At 64.2% G+C, this 19,113-nt stretch carries 18 protein-coding genes, 2 pseudogenes and 1 riboswitch; of the genes and pseudogenes, 12 read left to right on the top strand and 8 right to left on the bottom strand.

What is annotated here, in order from left to right:
• Window positions 1-3: 3 nt before the first annotated feature.
• Window positions 4-471, bottom strand: a complete 468-nt coding sequence (gene rirA, locus AAFN84_RS14220; RefSeq protein ID WP_347515263.1) for an iron-responsive transcriptional regulator RirA — start codon at window positions 469-471, stop codon at window positions 4-6.
• A 213-nt stretch (window positions 472-684) separates the two neighbouring features.
• Between rirA and AAFN84_RS14215 the strand changes: the two genes are divergently transcribed.
• From AAFN84_RS14215 to AAFN84_RS14205, 3 genes are all read left to right on the top strand, one after another.
• Window positions 685-1,242: a GNAT family N-acetyltransferase gene (locus tag AAFN84_RS14215; protein WP_347515262.1), complete on the top strand. Its 558-nt coding sequence runs from the start codon at window positions 685-687 to the stop codon at window positions 1,240-1,242.
• A gap of 95 nt (window positions 1,243-1,337) precedes the next feature.
• The gene (locus AAFN84_RS14210) at window positions 1,338-2,612 is read left to right on the top strand and encodes a DUF445 family protein (RefSeq protein WP_347515261.1); all 1,275 of its coding nucleotides are present in this window, start codon (window positions 1,338-1,340) and stop codon (window positions 2,610-2,612) included.
• A 20-nt stretch (window positions 2,613-2,632) separates the two neighbouring features.
• Complete coding sequence (locus AAFN84_RS14205) at window positions 2,633-3,910, top strand: alpha-hydroxy-acid oxidizing protein (RefSeq protein ID WP_347515260.1); 1,278 nt, start codon at window positions 2,633-2,635, stop codon at window positions 3,908-3,910.
• A gap of 8 nt (window positions 3,911-3,918) precedes the next feature.
• On the opposite strand, the gene maiA is transcribed toward AAFN84_RS14205, so the two are convergent.
• The 4 genes from maiA to deoC are packed head-to-tail and all read right to left on the bottom strand — an operon-like array spanning window position 3,919 to window position 8,441.
• A complete protein-coding gene (gene maiA / locus AAFN84_RS14200) occupies window positions 3,919-4,569 on the bottom strand; it encodes a maleylacetoacetate isomerase (protein WP_347515259.1) in 651 nt (216 codons plus the stop codon).
• A gap of 25 nt (window positions 4,570-4,594) precedes the next feature.
• Window positions 4,595-5,068, bottom strand: coding sequence for a homoprotocatechuate degradation operon regulator HpaR (hpaR, locus tag AAFN84_RS14195; RefSeq protein WP_347515258.1), 474 nt, complete (start codon window positions 5,066-5,068; stop codon window positions 4,595-4,597).
• A gap of 44 nt (window positions 5,069-5,112) precedes the next feature.
• Entirely contained in the window at window positions 5,113-7,491 is a 2,379-nt protein-coding gene (locus AAFN84_RS14190) for an aldehyde dehydrogenase family protein (protein WP_347515257.1), read from the bottom strand.
• Between the two features lie 17 nt (window positions 7,492-7,508).
• Window positions 7,509-8,441: a deoxyribose-phosphate aldolase gene (deoC, locus tag AAFN84_RS14185; protein WP_347515708.1), complete on the bottom strand. Its 933-nt coding sequence runs from the start codon at window positions 8,439-8,441 to the stop codon at window positions 7,509-7,511.
• A 253-nt stretch (window positions 8,442-8,694) separates the two neighbouring features.
• Window positions 8,695-8,897: riboswitch (cobalamin riboswitch) on the top strand.
• A 125-nt stretch (window positions 8,898-9,022) separates the two neighbouring features.
• Between deoC and AAFN84_RS14180 the strand changes: the two genes are divergently transcribed.
• The 4 genes from AAFN84_RS14180 to AAFN84_RS14165 all read left to right on the top strand — a co-directional run bounded on the left by AAFN84_RS14180 (window position 9,023) and on the right by AAFN84_RS14165 (window position 12,527).
• Entirely contained in the window at window positions 9,023-10,270 is a 1,248-nt protein-coding gene (locus AAFN84_RS14180; RefSeq protein WP_347515256.1) for an aromatic ring-hydroxylating dioxygenase subunit alpha, read from the top strand.
• 12 nt (window positions 10,271-10,282) lie between these two features.
• Complete coding sequence (locus AAFN84_RS14175) at window positions 10,283-11,380, top strand: hybrid-cluster NAD(P)-dependent oxidoreductase (protein WP_347515255.1); 1,098 nt, start codon at window positions 10,283-10,285, stop codon at window positions 11,378-11,380.
• The gene (locus tag AAFN84_RS14170; protein ID WP_347515254.1) at window positions 11,377-11,637 is read left to right on the top strand and encodes a hypothetical protein; all 261 of its coding nucleotides are present in this window, start codon (window positions 11,377-11,379) and stop codon (window positions 11,635-11,637) included. The genes AAFN84_RS14175 and AAFN84_RS14170 overlap by 4 nt, the downstream gene beginning before the upstream one ends.
• 110 nt (window positions 11,638-11,747) lie before the next feature.
• Complete coding sequence (locus AAFN84_RS14165) at window positions 11,748-12,527, top strand: SDR family oxidoreductase (RefSeq protein WP_347515253.1); 780 nt, start codon at window positions 11,748-11,750, stop codon at window positions 12,525-12,527.
• Between the two features lie 49 nt (window positions 12,528-12,576).
• On the opposite strand, the gene AAFN84_RS14160 is transcribed toward AAFN84_RS14165, so the two are convergent.
• Window positions 12,577-12,816: a DUF982 domain-containing protein gene (locus AAFN84_RS14160; protein WP_347515252.1), complete on the bottom strand. Its 240-nt coding sequence runs from the start codon at window positions 12,814-12,816 to the stop codon at window positions 12,577-12,579.
• 166 nt (window positions 12,817-12,982) lie between these two features.
• Here AAFN84_RS14160 and aztD point away from each other — a divergent pair.
• From aztD to AAFN84_RS14140, 4 genes and pseudogenes are all read left to right on the top strand, one after another.
• Window positions 12,983-14,275 (top strand): annotated as a pseudogene (gene aztD, locus AAFN84_RS14155) (zinc metallochaperone AztD); the annotation flags it as partial.
• Window positions 14,276-14,311: 36 nt separating this feature from the next.
• A pseudogene (locus AAFN84_RS14150) lies at window positions 14,312-14,848 on the top strand (metal-binding protein ZinT); the annotation flags it as partial.
• A gap of 195 nt (window positions 14,849-15,043) precedes the next feature.
• Window positions 15,044-16,063 (top strand): tRNA dihydrouridine(20/20a) synthase DusA, encoded by a 1,020-nt coding sequence (dusA, locus tag AAFN84_RS14145; RefSeq protein ID WP_347515707.1) that lies wholly within the window; start codon window positions 15,044-15,046, stop codon window positions 16,061-16,063.
• A gap of 61 nt (window positions 16,064-16,124) precedes the next feature.
• A complete protein-coding gene (locus AAFN84_RS14140) occupies window positions 16,125-16,955 on the top strand; it encodes a sulfite exporter TauE/SafE family protein (RefSeq protein WP_347515251.1) in 831 nt (276 codons plus the stop codon).
• Window positions 16,956-17,085: 130 nt separating this feature from the next.
• Here AAFN84_RS14140 and AAFN84_RS14135 read toward each other — a convergent pair whose 3' ends face one another.
• Together AAFN84_RS14135 and AAFN84_RS14130 are read right to left on the bottom strand one after the other, a co-directional pair.
• A complete protein-coding gene (locus AAFN84_RS14135) occupies window positions 17,086-17,796 on the bottom strand; it encodes a TIGR02281 family clan AA aspartic protease (protein WP_347515250.1) in 711 nt (236 codons plus the stop codon).
• Window positions 17,793-18,029: a DUF1289 domain-containing protein gene (locus AAFN84_RS14130; RefSeq protein WP_347515249.1), complete on the bottom strand. Its 237-nt coding sequence runs from the start codon at window positions 18,027-18,029 to the stop codon at window positions 17,793-17,795. Before AAFN84_RS14130 ends, AAFN84_RS14135 begins: the two co-directional genes overlap by 4 nt.
• Window positions 18,030-18,167: 138 nt before the next feature.
• Here AAFN84_RS14130 and AAFN84_RS14125 point away from each other — a divergent pair, with 138 nt between their 5' ends.
• Window positions 18,168-19,112: a nicotinate-nucleotide--dimethylbenzimidazole phosphoribosyltransferase gene (locus tag AAFN84_RS14125; protein WP_347515248.1), complete on the top strand. Its 945-nt coding sequence runs from the start codon at window positions 18,168-18,170 to the stop codon at window positions 19,110-19,112.
• Window position 19,113 lies beyond the last annotated feature (1 nt).

The raw sequence follows: 19,113 nt of genomic DNA, 5'->3' as shown, positions 1-19,113 counted from the left end.
CGACTACGCGCCGCCGGCTGCCGCGAGCCGGGGCAGGTCGCTGATGCCGAGGCGATCGCGCAACGAAAAGCGGGCCTTCGCCAAGTCCTCGATCGTATAGCTGGCCAGCACCTCGAAGAATGCTCCGAGCGCCTTCCGCAACGCTTCGTTGAGCGCGCAGGAATCCACCAAGGGGCATTCGGTTGCGTCATTCTCGAAGCATTCCGCCATGGCGAAGTTCTCTTCGGTAACGCGCACGACATCGAACAGCGTGATTTCGACCGGCGGCCGAGCAAGGCGCACACCGCCATTGCGGCCACGCACCGTCTCGACCAGCTTGTGCTCGACTAGCGGCTGCAGGATCTTGAAGAGAAAGAGTTCGGAAACCGAGTAAGCCGCAGCGATCTCGGGAATCCGGCTGAGCCGGCCTTCGTTGGCCGCGCAATACATCAGAATGCGAATTGCGTAATTGGTCTGGCGGGTGAGCCGCATGGATAAGCCCTTCGCGAGTCGGGGGAGCCAAGTTTCCTTGAATATGGTGCATAGCTTAGAACAATTCCAGAGTGGAATCAACTAAACTGGACTCAATCTTTCAACTTTGATTGTCACACTGGCGCAGCAGCCTCTTGCATTTCATGCTGCAGTGCACAATATACGGGGCGGTCGAGTTGCGATGACTCGGGGAGGACCCACGAGGATCGCGCAATGCAAATGCCCGCAGCCCGCGCCGCCGCCCCGCTTTCGGGGACGATCCGGCTCCTGAGACGTTCCGAACTGCCGCAGTTCAAGGCGCATCTCTTGCGTCTGGATGCCGAGAGCAGACGCGACCGCTTCAACGGCCCATCGAACGATTCGTTCGTCGCCGCTTATGCCGATCGCTGCTTTCACGACGGAACAATCGTCATTGGCTATGTCGACAACGGCTTGGTACTGGGAGCCGCCGAACTGCATGAGCGGCCCGAAGAACGCGAGCCGACCGGCGAGATCGCCTTCAGCGTCGAGCGTGAACTTCAGCACCGTGGGTTGGGTGCGCTGCTTTTCGCCCGGTTGATCGAAAGCGCGCGGGCCTTTGGCTATGAACGCTTGCGGGTGACCACCCATCCGCAGAACAGCGCCATGAAGCGCCTTGCCCGGCGGTTCAATGCTTCTCTGCGATTTGAGGACGGCGAAACCGTCGGCGTTATCGGACTGTCGCCGCTCCCGCCACTGCCATCGCGGCCCGGCGCTGGCGATTTCGTCTCTCCCGGCGCCGGCGCATTCTGATTTTCTGTCCATTATCGCAGCGCCGCACGTGACGAATGGCGCGCAACGTCCCACATTGACCGAATCCAGGCATTCGGCAGAGCGAGGGGCAGGCGATGGCGGCGACACAGATTACGGGGCCGGACGATGCAGCCAAGCTCGCAGCACTCCGCCGCACCAAGGCGATCGCCACCGGCGCGCTGGTGCTGTGCGTCGCGGTCTTTCTCGGCGCCCGTGCGCTTCAGGACAGCTATCCGGCCTTCGCCTACCTTGCCGCATTCGCCGAAGCGGCTGCGATCGGCGGACTCGCCGACTGGTATGCCGTCGTGGCGCTGTTCAAACGGCCGCTCGGCCTGCCGATCCCCCATACCGCGATCATCCCTGAAAACAAGGACCGCATTGCCGACAATCTCGGACGGTTCATCGAGGTGAATTTTCTCGCGCCCGGTCCCGTGCGCAAGAAGCTGGAGCAGGTAGATTTCGCGCAGCTTGTGGCCGATTGGCTTTCCGACAGCGCGCGGTCGGCCGAGCTTTCCCGTTTTGTGGGCCGGCTGGCGCCGCAGGCGTTATCGGCGGTTGAGGGCTCAGGACTGCGCGACTTCGTGTCGAAACGCATCACCGAGCAGCTCGAAAAGGTGCAGGTCGCACCGTTTGCCGCGGACATGCTCAGCACCTTCACCGCCGACCGTCGCCACCAGCGACTGTTCGACCAGATCCTGCACGTGTTCGGCGGGTTCCTCACGGATGAGGAGGCGCAAGATGCGCTGCGCGACAAGATCCGGCAGGAATTGCCCAGCCTCGCCAATCTGTTCCGTGCCGATGCGTATCTGCTGAAGAAGATCGTCGCGTCGGCGGCAACGTTGATTTCCGACGTGGAAGCGGACCCGGAACACGCGTTGCGGCGTGAATTCGACCGCTTCGTCGAAGGGTTCATCCAGGACCTGCGCACGTCGCCCGAGCATGCCGCGCGCGCGGAGAGGCTGAAGCGCGACCTTCTGGCGCGTCCGGAACTGAGCGGGCTGGCAGGCGACTTCTGGAAGAGCCTGCGCAGTTTCATCGAACAGGACCTCGCAAGCGACGAGTCGGCCGTGCGCCGGCATCTTGCAGAGATGTTCGCGGAAGTGGGCCGGCAACTCGCCGCCGACCCACGCATCCGCGCGGAGATGAACCAGGGTTTCGTCGTCGCCCTGGCGTCCTTCGTCGAGAACCAGAAAAGCGGCGTCTCGACCTTCATCGCCGACCAGGTTCGGGGCTGGGACATGCTCCAGCTTACCAACCTCATCGAGCTCAATATCGGCCGGGACCTGCAATATATCCGCTTCAACGGCATGCTCATCGGCGGCATTGCCGGGCTGGCGCTGCATGTCGGCGAGCGGCTGATCTTTCACTGAGGCGAGGGGGAGGACGAGCCATGACCGAGACCAGCGAGCCGCAGGCCCCGACGCAGCCGGGGCGGATGCGCCAGATGCAGGTCTATGTCACCGGCGCAGGAGGCGCGCGACCACGCGTCCCGACCACTCCACGCCTTCTGGAGGAAAGGGCCGCGTCGGCGATGAGCCGGCGCGCGGCCGCCTACATCATCGGCGGTGCCGGCAGCGAGGCGACGATGCGCGCCAACCGCGACGCCTTCGAGAAGCGCCAGTTCGTGCCGCGCGTGCTGCGCGATGTCTCGCGGCGCGACCTGTCGGTGGAGCTGATCGGCCGTCGGCACCGCGCGCCGTTCCTGCTGGCGCCAGTGGGCGTGCTGGAAATGGTCCATTCGAAGGCCGATCTCGCCGTTGCGCGGGCAGCGAAATCGGAAGGCATCGGATACGTCTTTTCCAACCAGGCTTCGGTGGCGATGGAGGAGTGTGCCGCAGCGATGGGTGACGTGCCTCGCTGGTTCCAGCTCTACTGGTCGAGTGACGACGATGTGGTGCGCTCGCTGGTTTCTCGAGCCGAGCGCTGTGGCGCGGAAGCGATCGTCGTCACGCTCGACACGACGCTGCTGGGCTGGCGGCCGCGCGATCTCGATCTGGGCTACCTGCCGTTCCTGCGCGGCCTGGGATTGGCGCAATATCTGAGCGACCCGGTGTTTCGCGCGCGGATGCCGCAAAATGCACCGGACACAGGAATCCGGCCCAAGGGCCTGGGCATAGTGGAGACCGCCTTTCGCCTGAGCCGCAAGGGGCGGCAGTATGGCCTGTCTCTCGGCCAGATGCGCGCGGCGGTGGCGCATTTCACTGCGACCTATTCCCGGCCTGACCTGAACTGGACGGATATCGCACGTCTGCGTGAGATGACGCGGCTGCCGATCCTGTTGAAGGGGTTGCGGCATCCCGACGATGCGGCGCTTGCCGTGCAACACGGCGTCGACGGGCTGGTCCTGTCGAACCATGGCGGCAGGCAGGTTGATGGAGAAGCGGCGACGCTGGACATGCTCCCGGCCGTAGTGGCCAAGGCAGGCCACGTTCCCGTACTGCTGGATTCGGGTGTGCGGTCTGGCGCCGACATCGCCAAGGCGCTGGCGCTGGGTGCGCGCGCTGTTCTCGTCGGCCGCCCCTACGTGTACGGTCTCGCGCTCGCCGGAGAGGACGGTGTGGCGGAGGTGATCCGCAACCTGATCGCGGAATTCGACCTGACGCTCGCGCTATGCGGCCTGACACATGCCACCGACCTCAACGCCGATTGCCTCGCGGGACAAGCGTAAGTGTACGCTTACTCAGTGTCGGGTTGGTTGGAAGGTGAGGCCTTCACGAATGCCGGGATCTCCATGCAGCGGTCGTGGATGGCGCGGATGGTGGGGTAGGGGGTCATGTCGACACCGAACCGGCCATTGTTGGCGACCTGGGCAACCAGGCAGATGTCGGCCATCCCCGGAAGGTCCCCATGGCAGAAGGTGCCGGTTTCGGGGCTTTCAGCCAGCATTTTTTCAAGTGGACCGAACGTTTCTCTGACCCAATGCCTGAACCAGTCGGCGACCTCCGCGTCGTCGGCACCGTAGCGGCTGCGCAAGGCGCTGAGGATCCGGAGGTTGTTCACCGGATGAAGGTCGCAGGCGATCATCTGCGACATCATTCGAACGCGCGCCCGTCCCGCGGCATCGGAAGGCAGAAGGGGCGGCTCGGCGATCGTTTCGTCGAGAAACTCGATGATCGCCAGCGACTGCGCGATCATCGTGCCGTCGTTCCAGATCATCGCCGGCACGAGGCCCTGAGGATTGATGGCCAGATAGCCTGGCTCACGATGTCGGCCATGACGCAGATGATGCGGAACATAGGCGTAGTCGACACCCTTCATTTCGAGTGCGATGCGCACGCGGTAGGACGTGGACGAGCGGAAATAGTTGTGCAGGACCACTTCGTTCACGATCGTCTCCTCCCCGTCGCGGCAGTCAGGTTTTCAGCGCGGCAAGCTCGTCGAGCATGTCCAGCAGCCTGGAGAGCTTCTCGGCACCGTAGCGCGTTTCGATCTCGGCATAGATCGCGCGGCTTTGCGGTGCGACCTTGCTGATCAGCGCGCGGCCGTCCGGCTCGATTGCAAGAAGCACGCGGCGCGCATCCACTGTATCGCGTTCGCGCGTGATCAGCCCGCGATCCTCCAGCGTCTTGATGATGCGGGTGAGGCTCGGCGCCAGCACGCATGCGCGCACGGCGACGTCTGTAGCGTCGAGCGGGCTTTCTTCAGCGAGGATGCGGATGACGCGCCATTGCTGCTCGGTGACGTCGTGCGAGGCCAGCACCGGCCTGAATCGCACCATCAGCGCCTCGCGGGCCCGCAGGAGCGCGATGGGAAGTGATCGCCGCGTATCGCGCGGCATCAGCGCATCATCCAGCAATCCGTCCAGCATCGTATCGACTTCGCTCATGCGCCAGCTTTGACCGGTTTCCTGCTTTCCGGCAAGGGCATGCGTCAATCGCCGTAAGGGACCCAGACATTCTTGACCTCGACGGCGCGGCGCAGGAAGGCGCCGAGGGCGCCCTCCGGTCCGTTCCAGTCGATCGCATGGCCGCCGCAGGTCCATACACGCTTGAGGTTGTCGGCCGATTCAGCTTCCGCCTGCGCGCAAGTGTCGGCGTCGGCGACGACCCACAACCCGTCGACGTCGCCGTGCTTTGCCAGCACGCCGGCAAGCTCGCTCGTCCGTCCTGTGACGATGTTGATTGCACCGGCGGGAATGTCGGAGGTTTCCATGACCTGATAGAGGTCTGTGGCGATCAGCGGCCAGCGCGAAGAGGGGACGGCGACGACGCTGTTGCCCATGGCGAGAGCGGGCGCCAGAAGCGCGATCAGGCCGAGCAGCGGTTGGTCGTCGGGCGCCACGATGCCGAGCACGCCCACAGGCTCGTTGAGCGCCAGCGTGACCGCGCGGGCAGGTGGATTGTGGACCGTACCCTCGACTTTGTCAGCCATGCCGGCCGCCTCGAACAGTCTTTCGATGGAGGAATCCACTTCCGTCCGCGCCGCTTTGGCCGATGCGCCGGTCAGCGCCGTCAGGCGCGCCGTGAATTCGTCGGCGCGAAGTGCCAGGTTCTCGGCGAAAAAGTACAGCACCTGCGCGCGGTTATAGGCGGTCGCGGTTGCCCAGCCCTTTGCCGCTCGCGCGGCCGAGACTGCGTCGCGGATATCCTTGCGGCTGCCAAGCCCGACTTCGCCCGCTTGCCTGCCCTTCCTGTCGAGGACCGCCATCGAATAATTGCCGTCGGGGCGAACCTGCTTGCCGCCGATGAACAGTTTCGGGGTGCGATCGATGAACGCGTCGTCACCGGCGCCGCGCTCGAAGACGCCGCCTGGCGCGTCGAACGGCTGGAGCAGGGCGCCTTTCGGCTTGCCTGCGCTCAGATACTCGAACATGCCTTCACGCCCGCCTTCGCGCCCGAAACCGCTTTCTCGGTAGCCGCCGAAGCCGCAAGCGGCGTCGAACATGTTGGTGCCGTTGATCCAGACGACGCCGGCCTTGAGCTTTGGCGCGACGTCGAGCGCCAGATTGACGTTTTCGCTCCACACCGAGGCCGCGAGCCCGTAGCGGGTGTTGTTGGCGAGTTCGACCGCTTCTTCGGTGTTGCGGAACGTCATCGCGGCCAGCACCGGGCCGAACACCTCTTCCTGCGCCAGGATGTTGGCCGGCGCCACGTTGGTGGCGAGCACGGGCAGGTGATACCAGCCCGTCGCGGGCACCTCGCCCGCCGGCCGCCAGCACGTCGCACCCTGGCTTTCGCCCTCGGCCACCAGACCCGTCACGCGTTCGAGTTGGGTGCGGTCGACCAGCGGACCGATATCGGTGTTCTTGTCGAGCGGGTCGCCAAGGCGCAGCTTCTCCATGCGCGCGCGCACCTTGGCAAGGAACGCGTCGGCGACGCCTTCCTGCACCAACAGCCGCGATCCGGCGCAGCAGACCTGGCCCTGGTTAAACCAGATGCCGTCCACCAGCCCTTCGACGGCGGAATCGAGATCGGCATCCTCGAAGACGATGAAGGCCGACTTGCCGCCGAGCTCCAGCGACAGTTTCTTGCCCGTCCCGGCCGTTGCCTTGCGGATGATCTTGCCGACCTCGGACGAGCCGGTGAAGGCGATCTTGTCGATACCGGGATGGTTGACGATGGCAGCACCGGCCTCAGGCCCGCCATGGACAATGTTGACGACCCCCTTCGGAACGCCAGCCCGCTCGCAGATTTCGGCGAAAAGAATGGCGGAGAGCGGCGTGAATTCAGCCGGCTTCAGCACCACCGTGCAGCCGGCAGCAAGCGCCGGCGCGATCTTCCAGGCGAGCATCAGCAGCGGAAAATTCCAAGGAATGATCTGGCCGGCGACACCGACGCCGGAATGGCCTGGAAACTCCTTCGCGAGCGATTGTGCCCAACCGGCATGGTGGATGAAGTGCCGCACGGCCAGCGGCACGTCGATGTCGCGGCTCTCGCGGATCGGCTTGCCGTTGTCGATTGATTCCAGCACGGCGAACAGGCGCGCATGGCGCTGCATCGCCCGCCCGATGGCATAGAGCACGCGCGCGCGCTCGTATCCGGTCGCTGCCTGCCATTTCGGCAGCGCCTTGCAGGCCGCTGCCACCGCAGCGTCGATGTCCGCTTCGCCGGCATCCGAGACGCGTGCAAGGGTCTTGCCTGTCGAAGGCTCTGTCACGACGAAGGTCTTGCCGCCTGCCGCCTTCCTCCATTCGCCGCCGATATACAGCGACGCCGAGAAGTCGCGGGCCTTGAGCCACGCATCGGCTTCGCTGCGGGATTCGGGGGCGGGTCCGTATTCCATGGCGTGATAGCGGTCGATAATGTTCACGAGAGGCTCCCCGACATTCACGCCATTGCGTGGCGGTGGGCGGCCGAATAGCGGCCTGTGAGGTGATGCTCGAGCTGGCGCTCGATGTCGGTGAGCAGGCTCGACGCGCCGAAGCGGAAGAGGTCGGGCTCGAGCCATCGCCGGCCGAGTTCCTCTTTCATCATCACCAGCCAGTCGAGCGATGCCTTTGCGGCAGATATGCCTCCGGCGGGCTTGAAGCCGATCTTGAATCCCGTCCGCTCCTCGTAGGCACGGATGGCGCGCGTCATGACCAGCCCGACAGGCAGCGTCGCATTGACGCTTTCCTTGCCGGTCGAGGTCTTGATGAAGTCGGCACCCGCCATCATCGATACCATCGAGGCCAGCATGACATTGCGCAGCGTCGAAAGCTCGCCGGTGCCCAGAATGACCTTGAGATGCGCCTCGCCACATGCCTCGCGGAACTTCCGCACCTCGTCGTAGAGCTCGGCCCATCTTGCGCCAAGAACCAGTCCGCGCGGGATCACGACGTCGATCTCGTCAGCGCCGTCGCCGACGGATGCCTTGATTTCCGCGATGCGGGTTTCGAGTGGTGTCAGGCCATGCGGGAACGCTGTCGAGACGGCCGCAACGTGAATGCCGGTGCCGCTCAATGCCTTCACGGCGGTCGCCACGAAAGGGTGATAGACGCAGACGGCGGCCGGCCGGATGATGGTGTCGCCGAGACCCAGTCCATCGACTAGGTCGGAGCGCAGCGGATTGCGCGCCTTGGCGCAAAGCCGGCGTACACGCTCGTCGGTGTCGTTGCTGTTGAGCGTCGTCAGGTCCATCAGCGAGATGGAACGCAGCAGCCAAGCCGCCTGGTTGTCAGCCTTGATCGAGCGCCGCTTTGTCAGTGTCGTGGCTCGGCGCTCCAGCGCGCTGCGGTTGACGGCGCGCATCTCCTCCAGCCAGCCAAGGTCGAGCTTCATGCCCGGATTGCGTGGCAGATCGCCATGGACCGGCGCGATTGCCGTCGGCAGCGCATGGACGTTTGCCGCGGTGGCAGGCTGTCTCGTCTGGGTGCTCGTCATGGCACGCTTCTTTTGTCCCATTGGTCAAAGTTTGAGCACCTATCGCATGAATCCGGCCGAAACGGAACGGTGGAAGACGGCCGTGGGAGCCTTGTCGTCTTTGCGTCTGTGCAATGTCGCTTTCGCGTGTTTCCACGCGGCCGCTGCGTGGTTAGATGAGCCAGCCTGAGGTGCCGTTCTTTCAAGGAGCGGAGAATTGGGAAGCCGGTCTAAATCCGGCGCTGCCCCCGCAACGGTAGCGAAGCTGAAAGCCCGACGGGAGACCACTGGACGACAACGTCCGGGAAGGTGTCGGGACGGTCCCGCAAGGACGGCTTCGGAGCCCGGAAACCAGCCACAGGCCTGACAAAACCGACTGATCGCGGTGGGCGGTCAAGAGGCGGAAGCGCTCCGGAGGACCCTTGCGGGTTTGCTTGCCGGCGCCATTCCTCCCTCCATCACCACCAGTTCAGTCCTTGTGAACGGATGCGAGGACGGACATGGATGCGCGCAACGAGATGCTGAGGCTGATACGCAGCCGCAAGGAGGGCTATTCCCTCGAGCAGCCCTTTTACACCGATCCCGATTTCTTCAAGCTCGACATGGAGCTGATCTGGTATCGCGACTGGCTGTTCGTCGGCCATGACTGCGAACTGCCGAAGCCGGGCAGCTTCATGACGGTGCAGGTGGGCAGCTACCCGGTCGTGCTGGTGCGCGATCGCGTCGGAAACATCCGCGCCTTCCACAATTCCTGCCGGCATCGCGGCAGCCGCGTGTGCAACTCACACAAGGGCACCTCGGCGCGGCTCGTCTGCCCCTATCACCAGTGGACCTATGATCTCGACGGCAAGCTGCTCTTCGCACGCCAGATGGCAGACGACTTCGACCCGTCGCAGTTCTCGCTCAAGCCCGTCGCCTGCGAGAGCGTGGCGGGCTACGTCTTCATCTGCCTCGCCGACGAACCGATGGACTTCGCGCCGTTCCGGACGCTGATGGAGCCCTATTTCGCGCCGCACAGGCTGACCGAGGCGAAAGTGGCCTTCGAATCGACGATCATCGAGAAAGGCAACTGGAAGCTGGTCTGGGAAAACAACCGCGAGTGCTACCACTGCGCCGGCAATCATCCCGAGCTGTGCAAGACCTTTCCGGAGGCACCCAACGTCACCGGCGTCAATGGCGCCGAAAGCGACCCCGAAATGCTGGAGCACTGGGCGAAATGCGAGGCGGCGGGCCTGCCGTCCAGGTTCCGCATCGACGAGGGCGGCCAGTATCGTTCGACCCGCGCGCCGCTGCTGCGCGATGCCGTGAGCTACACCATGACGGGCAAGCGCGCGGTCAAGCGCGATCTCTCCGACACGGTTTCAACGGACCGGATCGGGGCGTTGCTGCTTTATCATTATCCCACCACCTGGAACCATGTGCTGGGCGACCATGCCGTCACCTTCCGGGTATTGCCGATCAGCGCGACGGAAACGGCGGTCACCACCAAGTGGTTGGTCCACAAGAATGCGGTCGGAGGTGTCGACTACGACCTTTCGGAACTCACCCATGTCTGGACCGAGACCAACGACCAGGACCGCAGAATTGTCGAGGAAAATGCCTTCGGCATCCAGTCGCCCGCCTACGAGCCGGGACCGTACTCCGAACTGCACGAAGGCGGCGTGATCCAGTTCGTCGAATGGTATGCCAATTTCATCGAGCCGCGTCTGGCGCAGGGCGAGCGCCCTTCGCTGCGCAGCGTCGCGTAAGAGGCGGCCGCGATGAATGCCGTGACCGACCTGGGCCTCTATCGCCATCTTGACGAGATGGTGCCATGGGACGACCGCCTGCAGGTGCTGGAGGTGATCGGCGTGACCGAGGAAGCGCCGGAGGTGAAGACCTTCACCTTCCGCTCCGACGCCCAGACATGGTTCCGCTACAAGCCTGGCCAGTTCGTGACGCTGGAACTGCCTATTGGCAACGAGCCGCTGATGCGCACCTATACGCTGTCGTCATCGCCGTCGCGCCCGTTCTCGATCGCGGTGACGGTCAAGGCCCAGGCAGGCAGCATCGGCACGCGCTGGATGTTCGACCACCTGAAGACCGGGATGCGTATCAAGGCGTACGGTCCAGCGGGCGACTTCTCGGTCCACGAGCATCCGGCCGGCAAGTATCTGTTCATTTCGGCAGGCTCCGGCGTCACGCCAATGATGTCGATGCTGCGCTGGCTGAACGATTGCGCGCCATGGACCGACGTCTCCTTCGTCAACTGCGCACGTCGGCCCGAAGAGATCATCTTCCGCAAGGAACTCGAACTCCTCGGTAGCCGCATGCCGGGCCTATCGCTCGGCTTCCTGATCGAGGAGCGGTCGAGCCGCGAGAGCTGGTCCGGACACATCGGCCGCATAGACGCCGTGCGCCTGCCATTGATGGCGCCCGATTTCCGCGAGCGGGAGGTGTTTTGTTGCGGTCCCGAGCCGTTCATGCGCGCCGTGCGGGAGATGCTGGCGGCTTCCGGTTTCGACATGGCGCAATATCACCAGGAGAGTTTCGGGGCGCCGCCGGCCGAGGCGGTGCCCGCACCGCTGGGCGAACTCGACATCGAGATACCCGCCGATGCGCTGCCGGTGTGCTTTTCCCTTTCCGACGTCGCGGGTGACTGTCTGCCCGGCCAAACAGTGCTGCAAACGGCGCGTGCCAGCGGCGTTCGCATTCCGGCGGCGTGCGAATTCGGCCTGTGCGGGACGTGCAAGGTTAAGAAGCTCTCCGGCAAGGTCGAGATGAGCCACAATGGCGGCATCCTCGACGACGAGATCGACGAAGGGTTTATCCTCGCCTGCTGCTCGAAGCCGCTGAGCCCGCTCGAGATCGAAGCATGAGCACGCAGACGGCGAGCACGGGCCAAAGCGCGGGACTGCGCGAACGGCGTTCGATCGCGGCGCTGAAGCCTGAAGACGTGTTCATGGCGTGGCTGATCAGCCTGCCGCGGGGAACGGATGTGGCGTGCGCCGCAAAAGCGGAGATCGCGAGGATCGATCGGGCGGCGTCCACGCATGCGGGCCTGTCGCGCCTTCGGGACCTGCTGGCGCAGGCTGCGGCATTGCAGCCCGGCCGCGCGGTGCTGGCCGCGCAGTAGAGATCGTCCGAGAGATTTCCGGCAACTGGAGCTTGACCCCGGCGCGACCTGCCTGCATGGCGGTGCGGCACATCATTGGCCGCACGGCACGGACACGGAGGTATTGCGACATGGATCTTGGTATCAGGGGCAGGACGGCGATCGTCTGCGGCGGCTCGAAGGGGCTGGGACGCGGTTCAGCGGAAAAGCTCGCGGAGGCGGGTGTCAACATCATCCTGAATGCGCGATCGGCAGAGCCGCTCCAGGTGGCTGCCGACGAGATCGCCCAGCGTTACGGTGTGAGCGTGACGCCAGTTGCCGGCGACGTGACCACGCCGGAAGGACGCGCCAAGCTGCTGGAAGCCGCGCCGGCGCCCGACATCCTGGTCAACAATGCCGGTGGCCCGCCGCCCGGCATGTGGCACGAATGGGGTGAGGAGGAATGGCAGGGCGCAATCCGTGCCAATATGCTGTCGCCGATCCATCTCATCACCGCTGTGCTGCCGGGTATGATCGAACGCCGCTGGGGCCGCATCGTCAACATCACGTCGGGCTCTGTGAAGTCGCCGATCCCCGCCCTTGGCCTGTCGGGAGCTGCGCGCAGCGGCCTGACCGGCTTCGTCGCGGGGACGTCACGCCAGGTGGCGCACCATGGCGTCACCATCAACAATCTGCTGCCCGGCCAACATGAAACCGCGCGCATCCAGTCCTTGCTGGAAAATGCCGCACGGAGCAAAAACATATCGGTAGAGGAGGCGAGGGCGGAGGCTTACAAGTCCAACCCGACCGGTCGGTTCGGAACCACCGAGGAGTTCGGTGCCACCTGCGCATTCCTGTGCAGCGCGCTCGCCGGCTACATTGTCGGGCAGAACATCATGCTCGATGGCGGCACGTTCAACTCGACGCTCTAGAAACGGCTCAGCGAGAGCCACTTCCATCCCAGAAATGAAGAGCAGGCGTCTAGCGTACGTCGATGCGTGCCTCGCTTGCCGCGTGAAGAAACATGCGGCGGGCGATGTGCGGCGATGATTCGCCGTTCGAGGCGCTGCGGCAGGCGCGCGCCGCCGCATGGTACCATTTGCCCCGCGACGGCGGCCATTTCTCGGTCAGAACCGCATAAGCCTCGCCTGCAGTGCTGATCTGGAGATCTCCCGCGTCGCCGACGACGTGTATGGGCTGGTGGAATTCCGTGCCGTTCATTGTTGTGTTCCCCGCATCTGGAATGCGGGAGAATGCACGACAGAGCGTTTTGTTCCGATTAACACCGCGTGATCGGCAGACGTTCGACGTTTTCCACATTCATCGCAGCTTCCCCAAAAATCACCGTCGACGCGGCACGTTCTCTTATGTAATAACATAACAATCGATGCGCCCAGCATCGCCCTGTGTAGGGTGCCGATGCGCGATCGGGGGAGCTGATACCAAAGAGGCGGCAGCCGTCTGTTCGGGCGTGTTATGTAATATCATATGGAGAGCGAAAATGAGACGAGTCTTGCATTACGGGTCGGCGCTGGCGATCGCGGCCATGCTGGGAGCGGGGCCGGCATATGCGCAGGAAGGGACGGCAACGGCATGGCGGCTGTTCGTTTCGGATCACGCGGAACCTGTGGTCAGTGTGGTCGATGCGGAACGTGGCGCGCTCATCGACGCGTTGACGATCGACGGCCCGGCAACCCTGCATCGCACATCGAGCGGGAAGACGGTTTTTGCGGTACAGGGCAGCGCGGGAACGGTGAGCGCCATCGCGACGGGTGTTGCTTTCCACGACCATGGCGACCACGGCGATATCGAGATTACCGAGCCGAGGCTCCTCGATACGCAGTTTCGCGCCGAGAAGCCCGCGCATTTCGTTGAAGTGCAAGGCAACGTCGCGCAGTGGTTCGACGGCGAGAGGGACGTCCGTGTCTTCACCGAGGTCTCGGTGTTGAGCGAGAGGCCGGAGGTGCGCACGGCGGATGTCGTGGCGCCACATCACGGCGTCGCGGTGCCTTACGAGAACCACGTCGTCGTCACTGTCCCCAACCCGCAAGATCCATCGCAGCGGCCGATCGGTGCACGCGTGGTCGACTTCGAGGGCAACACGGTGGGAGAAGACATAGCCTGCCCTGGGCTGCACGGTTCCGCAGGGTCGGGAGACCTCTACGCACTGGCGTGCGACACCGGCCTGCTCCTGATCTCGCAGCGAGGGACGGTTCCCGAAGTCACGCATCTTCCCTATGCCAGTTCACTGCCCGAAGGCAGTTCTTCCACGCTCATCGGTGGCAAGGGCATGCAGTATTTCATCGGCAATTACGGCGCGGACCGGGTCGTCATCATCGACCCGGCTGACGGTGAGAACGGCTTCCAACTCGTCCAGTTACCGACGCGCCGGGTCCACTTCGCCGCCGATCCGATACGTCCGCGATTCTCGTATGTCATCACGGAGGATGGCCAGCTTCACAAGCTCGACGTGGTGAGCGCGACGATTGCCGCGTCATTGAAGCTGACCCAACCCTACTCGATGGATGGCCATTGGAGCGATCCGCGCCCGCGCATCGCGGTCGCCGGCGACAACATCGTCGTCACCGATCCGTTGAATGCGAAGCTGCATCTGGTGAACGCGGCGACCTTTGCCAAGGCCGGCGAGATCGAGGTCCAGGGCAAGCCCTTCAACATCGTGGCTGTCGGCGGAAGCGGAGCGGTCCATGACCATGGAGACGACCAGGTCTACAACGGCTACTTCGAAGACGACCAGGTCGAGGGTCGCAGCCTCTCGGACTGGGAAGGAGATTGGCAGTCGGTCTATTCTCATCTCCAGGAGGGAACGCTCGATCCGGTCATGGCGCATAAGGCGCAGAATGGCGACAAGACCGCCGAAGAATACAAGGCCTATTACGAAGTCGGCTACCGCACGAATGTCGAGCGGATCGTCATTGATGGCGATGCCGTAACATTCTTCGAAGACGGCAAGCAGCTTGCAGCGCGTTATTCCGGCGACGGCCACGAAATCCTGACCTATGAGAAGGGCAATCGCGGCGTTCGCTTCATCTTCGAGAAAATCGAGGGCGACGAAGCCGCTCCGAAATATATCCAGTTCAGCGATCACAAGATCGCGCCGCAGGCGGCCGACCACTATCACCTGTACTGGGGCAATGATCGCGCCGCCTTGCTCGAGGAGGTGACCAACTGGCCGACCTACTATCCATCGTCCCTGAGTGCCTCAGAGATCGTTGACGAGATGATCGCCCACTGAGCGGGGCAAGCAGGGCATAACAACCGTGCCCGGCCGCAAAGGCCGGGCGCTTCGTCGCACCGACAAGCGCGGCCCGCCCTTGGACCTTCCGGCGTTACATAGTATAGGGTCGACCGCGCTCGAAGCTTGTCCGCCACCGAAAACGTTGCCGGCGCTCCTGTAGCTGCTGCGGTCGGGCGAGATCGAACCGTGCGTATGTTTTCAAGGCTCACAACTACGTTGACGTATCCACCTCACAAAATAGCCGTTGCACCGATGATGGACTGGACCGACCGGCATTGTCGGTTCTTCCATCGCCAACTGACGCGCAGTGCTCTGCTTTATACCGAGATGGTGGTGGCCGACGCGGTGATCCATGGGGACCGTGAGCGGCTGCTCGGTTTCGATCAGGTCGAGCACCCAGTCGCTCTGCAACTGGGCGGATCGGACCCTGAAAAGCTTGCCGAGGCCGCGCGGATCGGCGCTGACTATGGCTATGACGAGATCAACCTGAATGTCGGATGTCCGTCGGACCGTGTCCAGTCGGGCACTTTCGGCGCCTGCCTCATGCGCACGCCGGAGCTTGTGGCGCGTTGCGTGGCGGCGATGAAGGCGGTGGTCGACGTGCCGGTTACCGTGAAGTGCCGCATCGGCGTCGATGAACAGGATGTCGAGCAGGCGCTTGACGCGCTCTCCGACCAGGTGATCGCAGCCGGCGCCGACGCGCTGTGGGTACACGCGCGCAAGGCCTGGCTGGAGGGGCTGTCTCCGAAGGAGAACCGCGACATACCACCGCTCGACTATCCCCGCGTCTATCGGCTCAAGCAGCGGCTCGGGACGGATTTCGTCGGCATCAATGGCGGCGTGAAATCGCTCGATGAAGCCAAGGCGCACCTGGACGCCGGCGTCGATGGCGTCATGCTGGGACGGCTGGCCTATCAGGAGCCAGGTCATCTCGCGCAGGTCGACCAGCGAATCTATGGCGAAAAGCGCTCTTCGGTCCAATGGAACGACGTGATCGAAGCGATGGCCGTGCATGCGACGCGGCATATCGAGGCGGGGGGCAGGCTGGCGCATGTCACGCGTCACATGACCGGTCTCTTCCACGGCCTGCCAGGCGCCCGCCGCTGGCGCCAGATACTGTCAACGGACGCTACCAAGCCGGGCGCCGACGCGCGCGTCCTGTTCGAGGCCTTCTCACAGGTGCGGCTGGACGAACCGTCTGTCGCCGCCTGACCCGATTTACATTCGCCGGCCCTGAGTATAGCCAGCATCCTGACGTCAAAAGGGGAATTTCATGGCCGGACTCGATCTGCCTGTCGGCGAACTCATCACGTTCGCCATCGCCATCGCCGCTGCCGGTGTCGTGTCGGGCCTGCTGGCCGGCATCTTTGGCATAGGCGGTGGGGCCGTGCTGGTTCCTGTCTTCTATCAGGTGTTCCAGTTGCTGGGCGTCGACGAGAGCGTGATCATGCACCTGGCCGTCGGCTCGTCGCTGGGCATCATCATCCCTACTTCGATCCGCTCGTTCACCGGCCACAAGGCCAAGGGCGCGGTCGACATGGACGTGCTGAAGAAATTCCTGATTCCCGTGCCGATCGGGGTGATCCTCGCCTCCGTCACCGCGGCCTATATTTCGAGCGAGGGTCTACGGACCGTCTTTGCAGTGATCATGATCTTGGTCGCGATCCGTATGCTGTTCAACCGCGACTCGTGGCGTTTGGGTACGGAACTGCCGGGCAACCCCGCGCTTTCCATCGTCGGCATCGTGATCGGCTACCTGTCGACGCTCATGGGCATCGGCGGCGGGGTGCTCAACAACACCTTCATGACCCTGTTTGGCCGGCCGATCCACCAGGCCGTGGCGACGTCGTCCGGCGTTGGCGTGCTGATCGCGATTCCCGGCACCATCGGCTACATCTGGGCTGGTTGGGGCAACCCCTTGCTGCCGATCGCGTCGACCGGTTTCATCAACTGGATCGCCGTGGCGCTGATCATCCCGATCGCGATGATCGTCACGCCATACGGCGTCGGCATCGCGCACGCGCTATCCAAGCGGAAGCTGGAAGTGGGCTTCGGGCTCTTCTGCCTGTTTGTCGCCGTGCGCTTCTTCCTGAGCCTGCTGTAAGGCGACCGCCCGCGTCCTAGATAGCGATGAATTCAGATCGAATCGACCTGAATTCATGAACGCGATCGATTCCAAGGAGATAGAGAGGGATGCGGGCGGAAAACCGCTTCACACTTTTCCTCATCCCGCTCTAGTCGCGCAGGATCAGCCGTTGGCCACGCATGTCGAAGCCCGACAGCGTGCCGATGAAATTCATCCCGAGCAGGCTTCGGTCGAGAAGGCCCTGTTCGACGACGAGGACGGGGACGTTGCTGCGCACAATCTCGCCGACGCGGATCTCGTCGGCCACGACGCGCGCGGCGCGGGCCTGCCCGTTGGCCGTGGTGATGGCGATCGAATAGGATAGCGAGGCAGGGTCGAAGCCGGCACGGGCCGCATCGTTGGCCGAAAGCACCGTCGAGGTCGCTCCGGTATCGATCATCACGGCAACCGGCGTGCCGTTGACCTCGGCATTGACCTCGAAATGCCCGCTCGCCATCCGCTCCAGCATGACGGAGACGCGTCCGTCGTCGTCGGTCTGCGACAGCGGGCTGCCAGGCACGAGCCCAGCCGTAAGCCGGCTCGCGACGTCCTGCAGCTCGTAACGGTATTGGTAGCCCACCATGAGGGCGAGGATGATCAGAAGCCAGATCGCCGCGCTGCGCAGGGCGAATCCGAAGCGAAGGCCGGAGCCGACGATGCCCGCCGCGACGACGGCGCCCAGCACACCGAGATACAAGGTGCGCGCAAAGGTCTCGTCCTCGATGCCGAAGACGGTGCCGGTGTCGCCACTGGCGAGAAGAAGGACCAGCCCCAGCGCGATAGCGCCGAGCACGAGCCAGAGCAGGCCGCTGCCTCTCATGACGATGTTCCGTCGCGTTCGCGCGCCATGCGGGTGCGGCGGGTCTCGCGGCGCGGCCGCCGCTCGACGGTCGCAAGACGCGCCGGCAGTTCCGCCATCACGGCACGACGACCCTCGGGCGTCATCGTCAGCCATGAGCCGATTTCCGCGCGCGTGCGGCCACAACCGAAGCAGTAGCCGGTCTTGTCGTCCATCGCACAGACGAGGATGCAGGGAGATTCGATCGCGCTCATGCTTGCCGCCAGGCCGCCCAATGGGTTCAGCCTACCCACATGGGACAGCGGGATGCCCAATGCAACCCCGCCGCCATTGTGCTTGGCCGCTCGACCCGTTATGCCGGCCGGCAACACCACCAGACACCCGGACCACCCATGACGACCGGCCTGCCTTTCGACGACATCCGACAGCTTCTTCACACGCTTCCGGGCCCCGATGAAGGGGCGCGGGCGCGCGCAGCAGAGCGTAGCGAGAAACTGTCATCACAGGGACCTTCGCTCGGCCGCATTGGCGCCATCGCCGCGTGGCTTGCCGCCTGGACGGGCAGGGACCCGCAGGTGCTTCGCCCGATGGTGGCGTTGTTTGCCGGCACGCACGGCCTTGCGCCATATGGCGGCGCTGAGACGCAGGCGATGATCCAACATGCAGCTGCGGGAGGGGCGATGGTCAACCAGATCTGCGCCGCCAACGAGCTCGGCCTGAAGGTCTTCGATCTCGCGCTGCATCTTCCCGTTGGCGACATCGCGTCCGAGCCTGCGCTCGACGAGCGCGGCTGTGCCGCGACGATGGCGTTCGGCATGGAGGCGGTGGCGGGCGGCATCGACCTGATATGTGTCGGCGCCGTCGGTGTCGGAGGCACGACGTCCGCTGCCGCCATCATGGCGGCACTGTTCGGTGGCCAGGGTGGCGACTGGGTTGGTCCCGGCGCCAACGCCGCGACGGCCGACGCCGCACTCGCGCTCCATGGGGGGCATCTGAAGGACCCGCTCGAAGCCTTGCGCCGTCTGGGCGGCCGCGAGTGCGCCGCCATGGTCGGAGCGATCCTGGCGGCAAGGGTCGAAAAGATACCCGTGATACTCGACGGCTATGTCAGCCTTGCCGCCGCCGCGCTGCTGCAGGCCACCGAGCCGTCAGCCATCGATCACTGCCTTCTCGGGCATGTCTCGACCGAGCCCGGCATGGCAAAGGCTGCCGCGCACATGGGGCTGGAGCCGCTGCTGGACCTGTCGCTCGGGGATGGCGAAGGGGCGGGGGCCGCACTCGCGGCGTGCCTCGTCAAGAACGCCGCGCTGGTCCATTCAGGCATGGCATTGCGGTAGC

Origin of the sequence: Mesorhizobium sp. CAU 1741 (genome assembly GCF_039839275.1) — a bacterium.
In the GTDB taxonomy this organism is placed as follows: Bacteria; Pseudomonadota; Alphaproteobacteria; order Rhizobiales; family Rhizobiaceae; genus Aerobium.
This window is presented reverse-complemented; position numbering and strand designations above follow the sequence as displayed.